This is a genomic window from Streptomyces sp. XY006, assembly GCF_002237655.1.
Classification (GTDB): Bacteria; Actinomycetota; Actinomycetes; order Streptomycetales; family Streptomycetaceae; genus Streptomyces; species Streptomyces levis.
Genome location: NZ_NOKT01000002.1, coordinates 346,177 through 360,596 on the forward strand (window position 1 = coordinate 346,177; position 14,420 = coordinate 360,596).

General features: G+C 73.2%; 14 protein-coding genes. 5 read left to right on the forward strand and 9 right to left on the reverse strand.

What is annotated here, in order from left to right:
• Nucleotides 1-324: 324 nt before the first annotated feature.
• Nucleotides 325-1,314, forward strand: a complete 990-nt coding sequence (locus CHR28_RS04135) for a sporulation protein (protein ID WP_094052042.1) — start codon at nucleotides 325-327, stop codon at nucleotides 1,312-1,314.
• A gap of 14 nt (nucleotides 1,315-1,328) precedes the next feature.
• On the opposite strand, the gene CHR28_RS04140 is transcribed toward CHR28_RS04135, so the two are convergent.
• Both CHR28_RS04140 and CHR28_RS04145 read right to left on the reverse strand, forming a co-directional pair.
• Complete coding sequence (locus CHR28_RS04140; RefSeq protein WP_094052043.1) at nucleotides 1,329-2,276, reverse strand: M56 family metallopeptidase; 948 nt, start codon at nucleotides 2,274-2,276, stop codon at nucleotides 1,329-1,331.
• Nucleotides 2,277-2,282: 6 nt separating this feature from the next.
• Nucleotides 2,283-2,669 (reverse strand): BlaI/MecI/CopY family transcriptional regulator, encoded by a 387-nt coding sequence (locus tag CHR28_RS04145; protein WP_094052044.1) that lies wholly within the window; start codon nucleotides 2,667-2,669, stop codon nucleotides 2,283-2,285.
• A 162-nt stretch (nucleotides 2,670-2,831) separates the two neighbouring features.
• Between CHR28_RS04145 and CHR28_RS04150 the strand changes: the two genes are divergently transcribed.
• From CHR28_RS04150 to CHR28_RS04160, 3 genes are all read left to right on the forward strand, one after another.
• Entirely contained in the window at nucleotides 2,832-3,407 is a 576-nt protein-coding gene (locus tag CHR28_RS04150) for a TerD family protein (RefSeq protein WP_094052045.1), read from the forward strand.
• An 84-nt stretch (nucleotides 3,408-3,491) separates the two neighbouring features.
• Nucleotides 3,492-4,154 carry a hypothetical protein gene (locus tag CHR28_RS04155; RefSeq protein WP_094052046.1) on the forward strand — a complete coding sequence of 221 codons (663 nt, stop codon included), beginning with the start codon at nucleotides 3,492-3,494 and terminating at the stop codon, nucleotides 4,152-4,154.
• Entirely contained in the window at nucleotides 4,142-4,393 is a 252-nt protein-coding gene (locus CHR28_RS04160; RefSeq protein WP_094052047.1) for a twin-arginine translocase TatA/TatE family subunit, read from the forward strand. Before CHR28_RS04155 ends, CHR28_RS04160 begins: the two co-directional genes overlap by 13 nt.
• A 113-nt stretch (nucleotides 4,394-4,506) precedes the next feature.
• On the opposite strand, the gene htpG is transcribed toward CHR28_RS04160, so the two are convergent.
• The 3 genes from htpG to CHR28_RS04175 form a co-directional block, all read right to left on the reverse strand.
• Nucleotides 4,507-6,402, reverse strand: a complete 1,896-nt coding sequence (gene htpG, locus CHR28_RS04165; RefSeq protein WP_094052048.1) for a molecular chaperone HtpG — start codon at nucleotides 6,400-6,402, stop codon at nucleotides 4,507-4,509.
• Between the two features lie 86 nt (nucleotides 6,403-6,488).
• Nucleotides 6,489-7,196: a class F sortase gene (locus CHR28_RS04170; protein WP_094052049.1), complete on the reverse strand. Its 708-nt coding sequence runs from the start codon at nucleotides 7,194-7,196 to the stop codon at nucleotides 6,489-6,491.
• Between the two features lie 132 nt (nucleotides 7,197-7,328).
• Nucleotides 7,329-8,144, reverse strand: coding sequence for a hypothetical protein (locus CHR28_RS04175; RefSeq protein ID WP_094052050.1), 816 nt, complete (start codon nucleotides 8,142-8,144; stop codon nucleotides 7,329-7,331).
• Nucleotides 8,145-8,407: 263 nt separating this feature from the next.
• Between CHR28_RS04175 and CHR28_RS04180 the strand changes: the two genes are divergently transcribed.
• Entirely contained in the window at nucleotides 8,408-8,908 is a 501-nt protein-coding gene (locus CHR28_RS04180) for a hypothetical protein (protein ID WP_094052051.1), read from the forward strand.
• A 13-nt stretch (nucleotides 8,909-8,921) separates the two neighbouring features.
• Here the strand turns inward: CHR28_RS04180 and CHR28_RS04185 are convergent, their stop codons facing one another.
• The 4 genes from CHR28_RS04185 to CHR28_RS04200 form a co-directional block, all read right to left on the reverse strand.
• Complete coding sequence (locus CHR28_RS04185) at nucleotides 8,922-9,203, reverse strand: DUF3040 domain-containing protein (protein WP_094052052.1); 282 nt, start codon at nucleotides 9,201-9,203, stop codon at nucleotides 8,922-8,924.
• 590 nt (nucleotides 9,204-9,793) lie between these two features.
• Complete coding sequence (locus tag CHR28_RS04190; protein WP_256984112.1) at nucleotides 9,794-11,068, reverse strand: cation:proton antiporter; 1,275 nt, start codon at nucleotides 11,066-11,068, stop codon at nucleotides 9,794-9,796.
• 477 nt (nucleotides 11,069-11,545) lie between these two features.
• Nucleotides 11,546-13,009, reverse strand: coding sequence for an L-fucose/L-arabinose isomerase family protein (locus tag CHR28_RS04195; RefSeq protein ID WP_094052053.1), 1,464 nt, complete (start codon nucleotides 13,007-13,009; stop codon nucleotides 11,546-11,548).
• Between the two features lie 34 nt (nucleotides 13,010-13,043).
• Nucleotides 13,044-14,306, reverse strand: a complete 1,263-nt coding sequence (locus CHR28_RS04200; protein ID WP_094052054.1) for an MFS transporter — start codon at nucleotides 14,304-14,306, stop codon at nucleotides 13,044-13,046.
• Between the last annotated feature and the right edge of the window lie 114 nt (nucleotides 14,307-14,420).

The following is a 14,420-nucleotide window of genomic DNA, read 5'->3' on the forward strand; positions in this document are numbered from 1 at the left end:
ATGCCGAGGGCCGGCCATGCGTCCGTCCAGCCGGGCAGGCCGAGCGGCAGAGGGTCCAGGCCGCGATGGGCGCGTAGCGCGGCGGGACTTGCTGGTCGCCGGTGGACTGCAGCTGGGCGACCGATGTGGTGAAGGGAGCCGACCGGGTGCGGTTCGGCAACGCGAGCGCCTGGGCGCCGGACCTCGACCGGCTCGAACCGGGCCGCGTCGTGGGCTGGTCCCCGCGTCGCGGGGGCACGGGGAGGGTTAGACTTCTACAGGCCTGTAGAAGTCAGGCAGGTTCTCTTCGTGACAGCTCTCCCCTGTGAAGGAGTGGACGCCACCATGGTGTTCAAACGACTGCTCGGCGCGCTCGGTGTGGGCGGCCCCACGGTCGACACGGTTCTCGACCCGGCACCCGTCCGCCCCGGCGGCACACTCACCGGCCGGGTCCTGCTCAAGGGCGGCACCGCCGGCTTCGAGATCGAGCACATCACCCTGGAGCTGGTGGCCCGCGTCGAGGCGGAGCACGAGGGCGGGGAGAGCGAGGGCGTCGTCGCCTTCGACCGCTTCACCGTCGGCGGCGGCTTCCGGCTGGCCGAGGGCGAGGAGCGCGAGGTGCCGTTCGGCGTGACGGTGCCGTGGGAGACGCCGGTCACCGAACTGCACGGCCAGCACCTGGGCGTCGTCCTGGGCGTGCGCACCGAGCTGTCGGTGGCGGGCGCGAAGGACAAGGGCGACCTGGACCCGCTGAACGTCGCCCCGCTGCCCGCGCAGGAGGCGGTCCTGGAAGCCCTCGGCGGGCTCGGGTTCGGCTTCCGCTCGGCCGACCTGGAGTACGGCCGCATCGGCGGCACGGGCCAGCGGCTGCCCTTCTACCAGGAGATCGAACTCGTCCCGTCGCCCCGGTACGCCGACCAGGTCGACGAGATCGAGCTGACCTTCCTGGCCGATCCCGCCGGCATGGAGGTGGTGCTGGAGGCGGACAAGCGCGGCGGCCTCCTGTCCCCCGGCCACGACGCGCTGACCCGCTTCACCGTCTCCCACGACCAGGTCGGGCACCAGGACTGGCCCGCGCTCGTGGACGGCTGGATCCGGCAGCTGGTCGAACAGCGGGCGCCGTACGGCTCCCCCACCGCGTTCGGCCCGGGCGGCCACGGCCACGGCTTCGAGGAGCACCACCACGGCCGCCGCTCGGGCCCGGGCATGGGCACCGCCGTCGCCGCGGGCGCGGCCGGCCTCGCGGTCGGGGTCGCCGGCGGCATGGTGGCGGGCGAAGTCGTGGACGAGATCGGGGACTTCTTCGAGGGCGAGGAGGAGGAAGAGGAGGGCTGATCCCCGGGGCACGCTCAGAGCGGGGTCGCCGCGTGCAGGATGAACACCATCGTCACCGCCGAGTTCGCGGACGACATGGCGGACACCGCCGTCCCGGCCGCCGCGCCCCACGCCGCCAGCCCGACCGAGGTGAAGGCCGGGGGCCAGTTGCGCGCCGCCGGTGCCGGGCCGAGCAGCGCGGCGACCCGGCGCGGCACCGGGCCGGGCGCGGCGAGCCCCGCGAGCGTGGGTGCCGGGGTGCCCCGGGAGAGGAGCGCGGCGGTGCCGATGGCGCGGGCCACCGTGCGGCGGCTGCCGATCACCCGGGCCGCCTCCTCGTCGGCCCACCGCTCCGCCGTGTACGCCACGGCGGTGCCCAGCGGCCGCAGAAAGGGGTTGGCCCGGGCGGCGAGCCGCACGGCGAGCAGGAAGCGGTCGTGCCGGCCGGCCAGATGGGCCCGCTCGTGGGCGAACAGGGCCCGGCGCTCGCCCGGCGCCAGCCGGTCCAGCAGGGCCGTGGTCACCACGACGCGACCGGCCCGCGCCCCGCGGGCCCGGCGGCCGGGCAGCGCGTACGCATAAGGGGCGGCGTCGGGCAGGACGGCCACCTCCGTGTCCGGCAGCCCGGCCAGCGCGCGGTGGGCCCGGCGGCGCACCCGGGCGTGCCGCCCCAGCGTCCGGGCGCAGGCCACCAGGACGGCGCACAGCGCGGGAATGGCGGCCCTGCCGACGATCTCGTCGTACGGCACCGCCGCCCGCACCTCGGGGTCGGACCAGCCGTCGGGCAGCGGGTTGCCGGGCAGCTGGGCGGTGCCCACCACCATCACCAGACCGAGGCACACCGTGCTGCACAGGGCGAGCACCACGGCGAGCGCGGTCAGCAGCCGGGTCGCGGTGCGCGGATGCAGATGCTGTTCGGCGAGGCGCGCGACCGGCCAGGCCGTGAGCGGCAGGACCAGCGGCAGAAAGACGAAGACCCCCATGAGGCTTCAGTCTTCCCCCTCGCCGTGGGCCTGCTCCAGCAGCTCGCGCAGCAGCCGCTCGTCGTCCGGTCCGAGGCCGGTGAGGAAGCTGGCCAGCACGGCCTCGCGGTCGCTCTCGGCGTCCAGGACCTTGCGCATCTTCCGCGCGGCCAGACCCGCCTGGTCGGCGGCGGGCGTCCAGACGAAGGACCGGCCCGCCCGCTCCCGGGTGACCGCGCCCTTGCCGAGCAGCCGGGTCAGGATGGTGATCACCGTCGTGTACGCGAGGTCGCCGCCGAGGCGTTCCTGCACCCAGCCGGCCGTCGCCGGACTGTCCGCCTCCCGCAGCGCCGACAGCACCAGCGCCTCCAGCTCGCCCTGCCCCCGCCGGGGACGCTGCCGGGGATCCGTCACCGCCCTGCCTCCCTTCCGCCGCCCTGCGTTGCCCGTGCCGACATCGTATAGATCCACGGGACCGGCCCTGCCATCTTCTACAGTGCTGTAGATTTCAGAGTGCACAGCGCTCGGTGTCCACCACCCGGTGCACACCGCCGACACGCCAACAAGGAGTATCCCGTGGGAGTTTCCCTGTCCAAGGGCGGCAACGTCTCGCTCAGCAAGGAGGCGCCCGGCCTCACCGCCGTCCTGGTCGGCCTGGGCTGGGACGTGCGCACGACCACCGGAACCGACTACGACCTCGACGCCTCCGCACTGCTCCTGGACGCCTCCGGCAAGGTCCCCTCGGACCAGCACTTCGTCTTCTACAACAACCTCAGGAGCCCGGACGGCTCGGTCGAGCACACCGGCGACAACCTCACCGGCGAGGGCGAGGGCGACGACGAGAGCGTCAAGGTGGACCTCGCCGCCGTACCGGCCGGCATCGACCGGATCGTGTTCCCGGTGTCCATCCACGACGCCGAGAACCGCGGACACAGCTTCGGGCAGGTCCGCAACGCCTTCATCCGGGTGGTCAACCAGGCGGGCGGTCAGGAGATCGCCCGCTACGACCTGTCCGAGGACGCCTCCACCGAGACCGCCATGGTCTTCGGCGAGCTCTACCGGCACGGCGCCGAGTGGAAGTTCCGCGCCGTCGGCCAGGGCTACGCCTCCGGGCTGGCCGGGATCGCCGCCGACTTCGGCGTCGGTGTCTGATCCCGGAGGCCGCCGCCACACCCCGGCGCGTTCCGGGGCCCGGGCACCCCGCGTGCCCCGCCCGACGACGGACCAGGAGACCCTGTGACCCACCCGCCCCGCCTCCGTCCGGAGGACCGCGCGGACTTCGCAGCGGCGGTGGACCTGGCGCTCGGCACCGCGGACATCCGCGACGCCCTGGCGGCGGATCCGGACGGCCACAGCGCCGCGCACCTGCGTGCCGACGCCCTCGCCCGGGCCGACACCCTCGCGGCGGCCGCCGCCGAGCCGTACCGCGTCTATCTCTCCCTGCGCGGGGCGGCCCGGCGGGAGACGCCGCCGGGCGGCGGAGGCGGTCTGCTGCCCGCCCTCGCGGTGCTGACCCCGCTCGTGTCGGGCACCTCCGCGGCGGCGCTGCTCCTGGTCGGCGGTGTCCTGCGGGCGGCCCGTACGCCCGGCCCGCTGCCCGGCTCCCTCGCCGCGGCCGGCTGGACCCTGGCGCTCGTTGCGGCGCTGTCCGGGCTCGTCGCCCTGGCCGCCCTGCTGCGCACGGCCCTGCGCCGTGACGTGGTCCCCCCGGCCCCGGACCAGGTGGAGCACGCCCGCCGGGTCTGGCGCCGGGCGCTGGTCGACGACGGCGTGCTGCCGCACCTGCGCCACCTGCTCGCCTCGTCTGCCGAGGCGGCGATCACACCGCGCTTCCCGGCCGATACGCTCACGCCGTGCCCGGCCCGGGCGAGAAAGGACACGACACCATGTTCGGACTGAGCGAGCTCGCGATCATCCTCATCGTGGTCATAGCCGTCATCGGGATCAAGAAGCTCCCCGAGCTGACGCGCTCGGCCGGCAAGGCGGCCCGCATCCTCAAGGCAGAGGCCCGGGCCGCGAAGGACGAGGAGGCCGGGACGGCCCCCGCGCCCCGGGTGGTCCAGGGCGAGGTCGTCCCGCCGGGCACCGGCACGCCCCCGCCCGGCGCGCGGCCGACGGACGCCCCGGACCAGCGCTGATCCGTCCCGTGACGGCGTGACGGCCGGGCAACGGCGTGGCGGGACGGCGGCACGGCGGGACAGCGGCACGGCGTCACGGCCGGACGCCGTGACGCCAGGCCCCGCGGCGGCGGCTACAGCGTGCGCTCCAGGCGGTCCGCCACCAGCTTCACGAACTTCGCCGGGTCCTTCGGCTGGCCGCCCTCGGCGAGCACCGCGAGGGTGTGCAGCAGTTCCGCGGACTCGGCCAGCTCCGTGCGGTCCGCCCGCTCCTGGTAGGCCTGGTTCAGGCCCTTCACCAGCGGATGGCCCGGGTTGAGCTCCAGGATCCGCTTGGTGCGCGGCACCTCCTGGCCCATGGCCCGGTACATGTTCTCCAGGGCCGGGGTCAGGTCGTGCGCGTCGGAGACGACGCAGGCCGGGGAGACGGTGAGCCGCGTCGACAGGCGCACCTCCTTGATCTCCTCGTCCAGCTGCTCGCGCATCCAGCCGAGCAGACCGGAGTACTCCTCGGTCTGCTTCTCCCGCTCCTCGCCGGCCTTCTCCGTGCCTTCGGCGTCCAGGTCGATCTCGCCCTTGGCCACCGACCGCAGCTTCTTGCCCTCGTACTCGCCGACCGCGTCGACCCACACCTCGTCGACGGCGTCGGTGAGCAGCAGGACCTCGATGCCCTTGGCGCGGAACGCCTCCATGTGCGGGGAGTTCTCGATGCTCTGCCGGGACTCGCCGGTGAGGTAGTAGATGTCCTCCTGGCCGTCCTTCATCCGCTCCACGTACTGGGCGAGCGTGGTCGGCTCCTCGCCGTGCGTGGTCGCGAACGACGCGACCGCCAGCAGGGCGTCGCGGTTGTCGGAGTCGGTGACCAGGCCCTCCTTCAGGACCGTGCCGAACTCGCGCCAGAGGGTGGCGTAGCGCTCGGCGTCCTTGGTCATGATCTCCTTGACCGTGGACAGCACCTTCTTCGTCAGCCGGCGCTGCATCATCCGGATGTGGCGGTCCTGCTGGAGGATCTCCCGCGAGACGTTCAGCGAGAGGTCCTGCGCGTCCACGACGCCCTTGACGAAGCGGAGGTAGGGCGGCAGCAGCGCCTCGCAGTCGTCCATGATGAAGACGCGCTTCACATACAGCTGGACGCCCCGCTTGAAGTCCCGGGTGAACAGGTCGTGCGGCGCGTGCGAGGGGATGAAGAGCAGCGCCTGGTACTCGAAGGTGCCCTCCGCCTGGAGCCGGATCGTCTCCAGCGGCTCGCGCCAGTCGTGGCTGATGTGCTTGTACAGCTCGTGGTACTCGTCGTCGGACACCTCCTCGCGCGAGCGGGCCCACAGGGCCTTCATCGAGTTCAGCGTCTGCGGCTCGGGCGCGTCCTCCCCGTCACCCGTCTCCGGGACCATCCGGATGGGCCAGGTGATGAAGTCCGAGTACCGCTTGACGATCTCCCGGATCTTCCACTCGGAGGTGTAGTCGTGGAGCTGGTTCTCGGGGTCGGCGGGCTTGAGGTGGAGGGTGACGGAGGTGCCCTGCGGGGCGTCGTCGACACGCTCAAGGGTGTACGTGGCCTCGCCGCGCGAGCTCCAGCGGGTGCCCTGGCCCTCTCCGGCCCGGCGGGTGACCAGCGTGACCTCGTCCGCCACCATGAAGCCGGAGTAGAACCCGACGCCGAACTGGCCGATCAGCCCCTCCGCCCCGGCCGCGTCCTGGGCCTCGCGCAGCTCCTTCAGCAGGGTCGCCGTGCCCGACTTGGCGATGGTGCCGATGAGCTGCCCGACCTCCTCGTAGGACATGCCGATGCCGTTGTCCCGCACGGTGAGCGTGCGGGCCTGACGGTCGACGTCGATCTCGATGTGCAGATCCGACACGTCGGCGTCGAGCGCGTCGTCCCGCAGCTTCTCCAGACGCAGCTTGTCGAGCGCGTCGGAGGCGTTGGAGACGAGCTCGCGCAGGAAGACATCCTTGTTCGAGTAGACCGAGTGGATCATCAGCTGCAGCAGCTGACGGGCCTCTACCTGGAACTCAAACGTTTCGGTCGTCATGGTTCGCGAATACCTCACAGGTCGCACAGTCGCCTGAACTGGTGGCAGTCACTGTAAAACACCAAGTCAGGCCGGAGGACCGGAAGTCAGACGAGGCGGGCGAAGACCACGAGGTTCTCGGTGTAGTCCCGGGCCCGGCGGTCGTAGGCGCCGGCGCAGGTGATCAGGCGCACCTGGGCGTCAGGGGTGTCGCCGTAGACGCGCTCGCTGGGGAAGGCGTCCTTGCGGAACGACTCCTTGTGGTCGACGGCGAAGGTCGCCCTGCTGCCGTCGGCCCGCTGCACGTGGAACCGGTCGCCCTTCTTCAGCTCCCCGAGCCGGGCGAACACCGCCGGTGCGGTCGTGGTGTCCACGTGACCTGCGATGATCGCGGTGCCGGTCTCGCCGGGCGAGTGGCCCTTGGCGTACCAGCCGACGAGGTTGGTGTCGTCGGGCGGGGGCGGATCGAGCTGACCCGTCCGGCCGATGGCCAGGTCGGTGAAGGGCGCGTCGACGGCGATCTTCGGGATGAGCAGACGGACCGGCTCGGAGCGCGGCAGGCCGGCGGCCCGGTTCGCGGCGGACGGCCGCGCCGCCGGGGTCCGGGGCGCGTCGGGCACGGCGGAGGCGGTGGCCGCGACGGCCGGCGGGGCGTGCGGCGGACCGCCGGCGTCCGGCACGGTGCCGCGGTCCGCGACCAGGTGCGCGGTGAGCAGGAGCGCGGCCGCGAGCCAGATCACCGTCACGACGGTGCGCAGGCGCCGTCTCTTCGGTGCGGGGGCCGGCAGGGCCGTGGAGGGAGGGCTGGCTGCCATGCGGGTACCACCTCATTCGGGCACGGCGGCGGGTCGGGCGCGGCAGCGGGCGCGACCCGCGGGAGGACGAGCCGGGCCGCCGCGACGCGAGAGGCGTGCGGCGGCCACGGCGGCTTACGCGTCAGGCATCCGTCATGCGGCGCCCTGCGACGCACGCTGGCGGCGCAGCGCGTACACGCCGGTGCCGGCCACCGCCAGGACGGCGAGACCGCCCGCGGTCACGCCCGGCGTGCCGGCCAGCCCGCCGCCACCGGTGTGCATGCCACCGTGCGGCTTGTCGTGCTTGTCGCCCTTGTCGTGCCAGGAGCCCTTGTCGTGGTCGTCCTTGCCGTGCTCGTCGTGCCGGCCGTCCTCGTCGTGCTTGCCCTCCTCGTGCTTGCCGTTCTCGTCGTGCTTCCCGTTCTCCTCGTGCTTGCCGTTCTCGTCGTGCTTGCCGTTCTCGTCCTTGTCGCCGTAGGCGTCCTCTTCCTGCTTGTCGACCCAGGCGTCGTCGCCGCCGTCGGAGCTGTCCCAGTCGTCCGCGTTGACCACGGCCAGGGCACCGCCGCCGGTGTGCACCCCGCCGCGCGGCTTGTGGTGCTTGCCGTGCTCGTCGTGCCGGTCGTGCTTGCCGTTCCAGTCCTTGCCGTGGTCGTCCTTGCCGTGCTCGTCCTTGCCGTGCTCGTCCTTGCCGTGGTCGTCGTGCTTGCCCTCGTCGTCACGGTGGTCGCCGTAGCCGTCCTCGTCGTGGCTCCAGTCGTCGTCCGCGGTCAGCCCGGTCAGCGCGCCGCCGCCCGTGTGCATCCCGCCGCGCGGCTCGTGGTGCTTCCCGTCCTTGTGGTGCTCCTTGCTGTGCGAAGTCGTGTCGTGGTCCCAGTCACCCATCGCCTCGGCGCTGGCGGTGGGAGCGGCGATCGCGAGGGCGGCCGTGGCCGTGGCCGTCGCGAGCAGCATGCGGGCAGAGCGCATCGGTGAGTCCTTCCGTCGCCGACCGGGGAGCTGACGCCGCGCCAGCTCACGAGACCCGGTCTCGACGTGCACCACCGTCAGTCATGCCGGACGGTCCCACCATCCAGGGCGTTCACACGGGTTACGACCCCACCCTGACGGCGGCACCCCGGTCCTCGCCGGGCCGCTTCCCGGGATGCGCAACCTCTCGCCCGCGCCCACCGTCTCCTACGGCGACACGTGGGGCGAATCCGCAGGCCCCCGGACCGAAGCGGGAGGCGCTCATGGCCATGGTCGGCCTGTTCTGGATCGGCGAGGACTCGGTGCACGTGGGGGCCGAGCCCGCGGGGGCGGCCTCCGGGGTGCGGCTGACCGAGGACGGCGTCACGGTGGTCGGCGTCGACGGGGGCAGGTTCTGGACCTGGGACGAGGTGGTCCGCATCGAGACGCACGACGTGCCGGTGCGGTCGGGAGTGCGCCGGCTGGCCTCCATGGCGTTCGACGCGGCGCTCGTCGCGGTCACCGGCGACGGCGAGCAGCCTCCGGCGTTCACCGTGGAGGTGGCGACGGCCGGGGAGACGGTCCTGGCCGACGCGCACCTGGCCGTCACCGGCGGGATCTACCTGCCCTCGGAGTACGAACTGTCCACCGCTCTCCTCCGGCGGCTGGCCGAGGGAGAGGCCGACGTCGCGGACCTCCTCGCATGGGGCCGGGAACACGCGGCGGAGGGCACCCCCGCGCGTGAGGAGCGCGAGGCGCTGCTGCGCAAGTGGGCCGGCGTGTAGCCGCTGCTCCCCGCTATCCGGGCCCCCGGTGGCCCGGGCGAGCCTGGTCCGGGTCGACCAGCTGCGCCGCCAGGCCGACGAGCACCAGTCCGCACGCGATGAGCAGGCCCTGGGACAGGGCGATGCCCGACCCGAGGACGGCCACGCCGAGGGCGAGGCCCCACCAGGCACCGGTACGCCGGTACTCCCGAGGCCGGACCGGGCGGCCGGACCGCAGGGCACGGGCGAACCGGGGGTCCTTACGCTCCAGGCGCGCTGCGCGAGCGACCAGACGTTCGTCTTCGGACGGGGGCACGGCGTCTCCTTCCGGAACCCGGCAGCGCTGGGGGGGCAGGGCACGGCCAAGGCCATGACACGTCCTGGGAGGTCGGGCCCTGTGGCGGGAGACAGCCTGCCGCCGCTGTCCCACCGGGGCTTCAGCGTCTCCCCCCTCCCGAGGCGTCCGCCATCAGGCCCTGACCCCATCCTTCCCGTCGGCCGCACCCCACGAACACGGGGTGGTGGGGCGGGTGTTCGCTCCGGAAGTGGGTGGTCCCACGGATGGCGGCGAGCACCGGACGGCGGGCACGCTGGACGGGGAGGACTCGGTTCGGAGGAGGCGGCGGGGGTCCGGCCCGGCGGGGCGGCCGGTCCCTGGGGGCGACGGGGGCCACGGGCCGACGAGCCCCGCGGGCCGAACGGGCGCTGAGGCCGGGCCGGGCCTGCGGGCCGAACGGGCGCTGAGGCCGGTGCGGGACTGCGGGCCGATCGAGCCCCGCGGGCCGACGGGCGTCCAGGACCGACCGGGCCCCGCGAACCGACGGGCACCGCAGGCCGACCGGCCCTGGGGCCGGTCCGGGCCCGCGGGACTGCCGGGGCCCGCGGGCCGGGTTTGCCGGGGTCGCGCTAGCGCTCGGCCTCGGCGGGCTCGGGGACGGGAGGCGGGCCGCCTGCCGGGGGGCCGTTCGTCGGGGCCGGGGCGTGTCGGTCGTGTGCCGTGCGGCCGGGCAGGAGGTCCTGGCCGGCCCGCAGCGCGCGGGCGAGCAGGTGCGCACGGCCGGCGGCGATGGGCCCGAGGATCGCGAGGACGAGGACGTACCCGGCGATGAACGGCGCCAGGCGGGCGTCGAGTCCGGCGGTGGCGGCCATCGCGGCCAGGATCAGCGCGAACTCCCCCCGGGCGACCAGGGTCGTGGCGATCTCGGCGGCGGTCTCGGTGCCGTAGCGGTACACCCTGGCGACCAGGAGGCCCGCGACGACGTTCATGACGACGGTCAGCGCGGCCGCCGCGGCGACGGGGCCGGCGACGGACAGGATGTCACCGGGGTCGATGGACAGACCGAACGCGAAGAAGAAGATGGCCGCGAAGGCGTCACGCAGCGGATGGACCAGGTCGCGGATGCGGGGGCCGGAGGGCGTGCCGGCCAGGATCAGGCCGACCATGAACGCGCCGATGGCGTCCGCGACTCCCAGGACCTCGGACACACCGGCCACCAGGACGGCCGCGCCGAGGAAGCTGATCACGAGCAGTTCGTTGTCGCGGGTCGCGATCAGCCGCCCGACCAGCCGGGTGCCGTAGCGGGCCGCGGCGGCCAGCACCAGCAGGAAACCGAAGGCCTTGGCGCCCTGCAGGACCATGTCGCCGAGACCCTGCGCGCCGCCGATGACCGGCTGGAGCGCGGCGAGGTACAGGGCGAGGAAGATGTCCTCCACGACGATGACGCCGAGGATGAGCCGCGTCTCGGGGCGGCCGATGCGGCCCAGGTCGATGAGGATCTTGGTGACGATGGCGGACGAGGAGATGCCGAGGACGCCGGCCAGGACGAGGGCCTCCCGGACGCCCCAGCCCAGGGCGAAGCCGAAGGCCAGGCCGGCGCCGACGTTGAGCAGCAGGTAGATGCCGCCGGCGGTCAGCAGGCGCCGGCCGCCGCTCTTGAGGTCGTCGAGGTGGAACTCCAGACCCAGGTAGAACAGCAGCAGCACCAGTCCGAGCGCGGAGAGCATCTCGAAGTCGTGCGCGTCCTGGACGATGACCAGGCCCGGGGTGTGCGGTCCGAGCAGGATGCCGGCGAGCATGAACAGCGGGATCGTCGGAAGTCCGATCCTGCCGCCGAGGCGGGCGAGGAGGGCGGCGGCGAGGAATGCACCGCCCATGGCGAGCAGGCTGTCAGCGTGTCCCACGGGTCACCGCCTTCGTGGGTGCGCGGCGGGCGGATCGTTTCATCGTGCGGGGACGGATAAGGGCTCCTCCTTGGTGGGGCGGTCCGACGGGCGGCGTCCTGCGCCGCGCGACTCGGACGCGATCGGCCTGGGCGCGAACGACCCGCTCGGCGGCCACGACGTGCGTAATGGCCACGTGCACGAACGACACGTGCGCGGTCACCACGTGCGCGGTAACGACGTACGCGGTCGCCACATGGGCAGTCGCCACGTGCACAGCCACCACGTGCGCGAACGACACGTGCGCGAGCGACCGATGTGCCATCGACACATGTGCGTCGGCACACGTGTCGTACCCACAGTCAGCTCGTGCGCGGTCGACCGTGCGCGGTCGGCTCGGGCGACGCTGCCAGCCTCACACGGATGCCGGTGGCGCCACCATCGGTGCTCGCACCCATATTCGAGCGGGGACGACACCCATCCGGTCCTGTCGTCCCGTCACACGTGCCGGTGTCCGATGCCCAGCAGACCGGCCGCCGCCGAGAAGTCCGCGGCATGGTGCCCGAGCGCGAGGGACCAGTGGTGGCCCACGCCCGTGGCGCTCCACGCGTCGACCCATTCGCCGGGATCGCGGCCGAAGTCGACCCGGCTGGTGGTGTTGCCGATCTCCAGCAGCGGTCCGGGTACGACGGTGCCCTCGGAGGTGACGAAGGACAGGCTGCCATCCGCGTCCTGGCCCAGTCCGAGCAGGGTGACGGGCCCGTGCCGGACGTCGAACTCGACGCTCACGCCCCAGCCGCGTTTGCCGTGGTAGACGCCGAGGCCGCGCAGCAGCGGGTCGCGGGAGGCGACGGCGAGGTGGGCGGGTCCGTCGTGGCCCATCTCCACCACGCCGTCCTCGAAGTTCAGGGCCTGGATCTCCGTGAAGGACCCTCCGGTGCCGGCGCTCTGGGAGGCCAGCTGGGCGACGGAGGTGCGCAGTTCGTACTCGCCGGCGGCGGGCACGCCCCGGGCGGTGAGCAGGGAGGCGCCGAGGATCATGCCGGCGCCGAGCCGCTCGTGCAGTTCGCCGTCGAGACCGCGGTGGTAGTAGGCGAGGCTGTCGAGGGCGAAGTCCGCCACGAGCCGGTCAAGGGCGACCGAGACGGTCGCGCCCCAGGCGAAGTCCTCCTCGTCGACACTGTCGTCGAGGGTGAAGACCTGCCGGGCGAGCGCCATCCGCTCCCGTGTCTCGGCCTCGGTGACCCGCTCCACGCGGTGGCGCAGGTCGTCGAACTCCAGCACCTCCACGTGCGAGCCGAACGTCGCGGACAGCAGGGTGGGGTCGGTCTGCACGTCCAGCATGCCGGGATACACGTGCCCCATGAGGCCGTGCCGGGCGTGCCGGAGCGCCGCGCGGACGTGCGCGGCCCGGATCCACCGCTCGATGCGCCGCCAGGCGGACTCCTGCCGCAGCCAGCCCGACACCGACCGGAAGGGGATGCCGGCACGCCGGAAGACGTTGCCGACCTCGGGGACGGGGCACTGCCCGCAGTAGGCCAGCCAGGCGCCGGTGTCGAAGGAGGCGTGGTCCATCCGCTCGGTCGGCTGGAGGTCGACGACCAGCACGGGCGTGTGCGAGCGCTGGGCGATCGGCAGCACCATCGAGGAGGTGAGGTACGTGGTCAGGAACAGCACGATCAGGTCGCAGTCGGCGCGGCGCAACTGCTCGGCGGCGCGGGCTCCTTCCTGCGCGTCGGAGACGAACCCGGCGTCGGTCACCTCCGCGTCCATGGCCCGCAGGCGATCGGCGACATAGGCGGCGGACTCCCGCAGTTGCGGGAGGAGACCGGGGAACTGCGGCCAGTAGGTGCCCAGTCCGCCGGCGACCAGTCCGATGCGGGTGCGGCGCCGGGTGACCGGCGGCAGCAGCTCGTGCAGGGCGGTGGCCCGTACGGCCGTGCCGTCCGCGGTCGTTGCCATGGTCGGTGCTCCTTCTCGGTCGGTCTGCTGCGGCTCAGGGGCTCGGGACGCGCAGGTCCGCTCTGCCGGGCACCGCGCCGGGGGCACGCGGGACCAGGACGCGGATGATGAACACGCCCGCGAACGCCGCGGCCGTCATACAGGCGGTGATCGTCCAGAGCAGGACGGCCGGGCTCTGGTCGGCGAGGGCGGGCGTGAAGAACGCGGCGATGGCGAACACCCCGCGGGACAGGGCGTAGGTGAGGCCCTGGGTGGTGCCGCGGGTGTCGGCGGGCAGGGTGAGCTGCGACCACACCTTGTAGTTGGCCTCGCCGGCGAAGGGGTTGGAGAGCTGGTAGAGCACGAAGAACACGAGCATGCCGGCGAGGGCGCCCGCGGTGAGGGAGGCGATGACGAAGGCCAGGATCTGCACGACCGCGGCCACGTGGAAGAGCCGGTCGCGCCAGGGGGTGTCGGCGACCCGGACGAAGGCGAGGGTCAGCAACACGCCGATGGGGATGAAGGCCAGGTTGACGCCGGTGGCCAGGCTCTGGGAGGCGTCGCTCACGGTGACGAGGAGGTAGGTGCCGAACTGGCCGAAGGTGTTGGCGCCGAGGCCCCACGTGACGTAGAAGACGAACGTCGCGGTCATCGGCAGCAGGGCGGCGCGGGTCCACACGTTCCGCAGCGAGATGCCCTGCGGGGCGTCCCGCGGCTCCGCGGCGTCCGGGCCGTGCGCGCCCGGCAGTTTCAGCCGGGACCGCAGGGCCCAGGTGACGAGCGCGGCGACGGCCAGTTGTCCGGTGATGAGCCGGGCGCCGGTCATCCCGGTGGTGGACAGCACGAAGCCGAGGAAGACGGCGACGGTGATGCCCAGCATCCACATGACCTGGGTGAACGCCACGAGCCTGCCCCGGGCCCAGGACGGCGCGGCGTCCGAGACCACCGCCAGGGAGGTCGGCAGGTCGGCGCCCGCCGCGAGCCCGGCGACGAACACGCCGACGAGCAGGGTGACGTCGTCCGGTGCCAGCGTGATGACGATGGCGCCGAGCGCGAAGCAGAAGATGTCCCAGTTGTAGACGCGGCGGCGGCCGAACAGGTCGGCCAGCCGTCCCCCGACGAGGGATCCGACGGCGATGCAGCCGGTGACCAGCGCGCTGACCGCCCCGGCCGTCCAGACGCCCATGTCGTAATGGTCGCGGTAGATGGCCAGGTTGACGGAGATGCTCACGATCAGCCCGGCGTCGAGGTAGGAGGCCATGCCCGACAGGGCGGCGGCCTTCCAGAGCGGTTTCGGGATGGGGCGGGTACCGGCCATGATGCGACTCCGTCGTCTGGTGACAGCGCGGTTGCGGGGGCCTGGTCGCAGCGAATATAGGGCGGTAAAAACGTTGCAACAAGGTGTCGCGCACGGATGCGTGGGATGACGCCG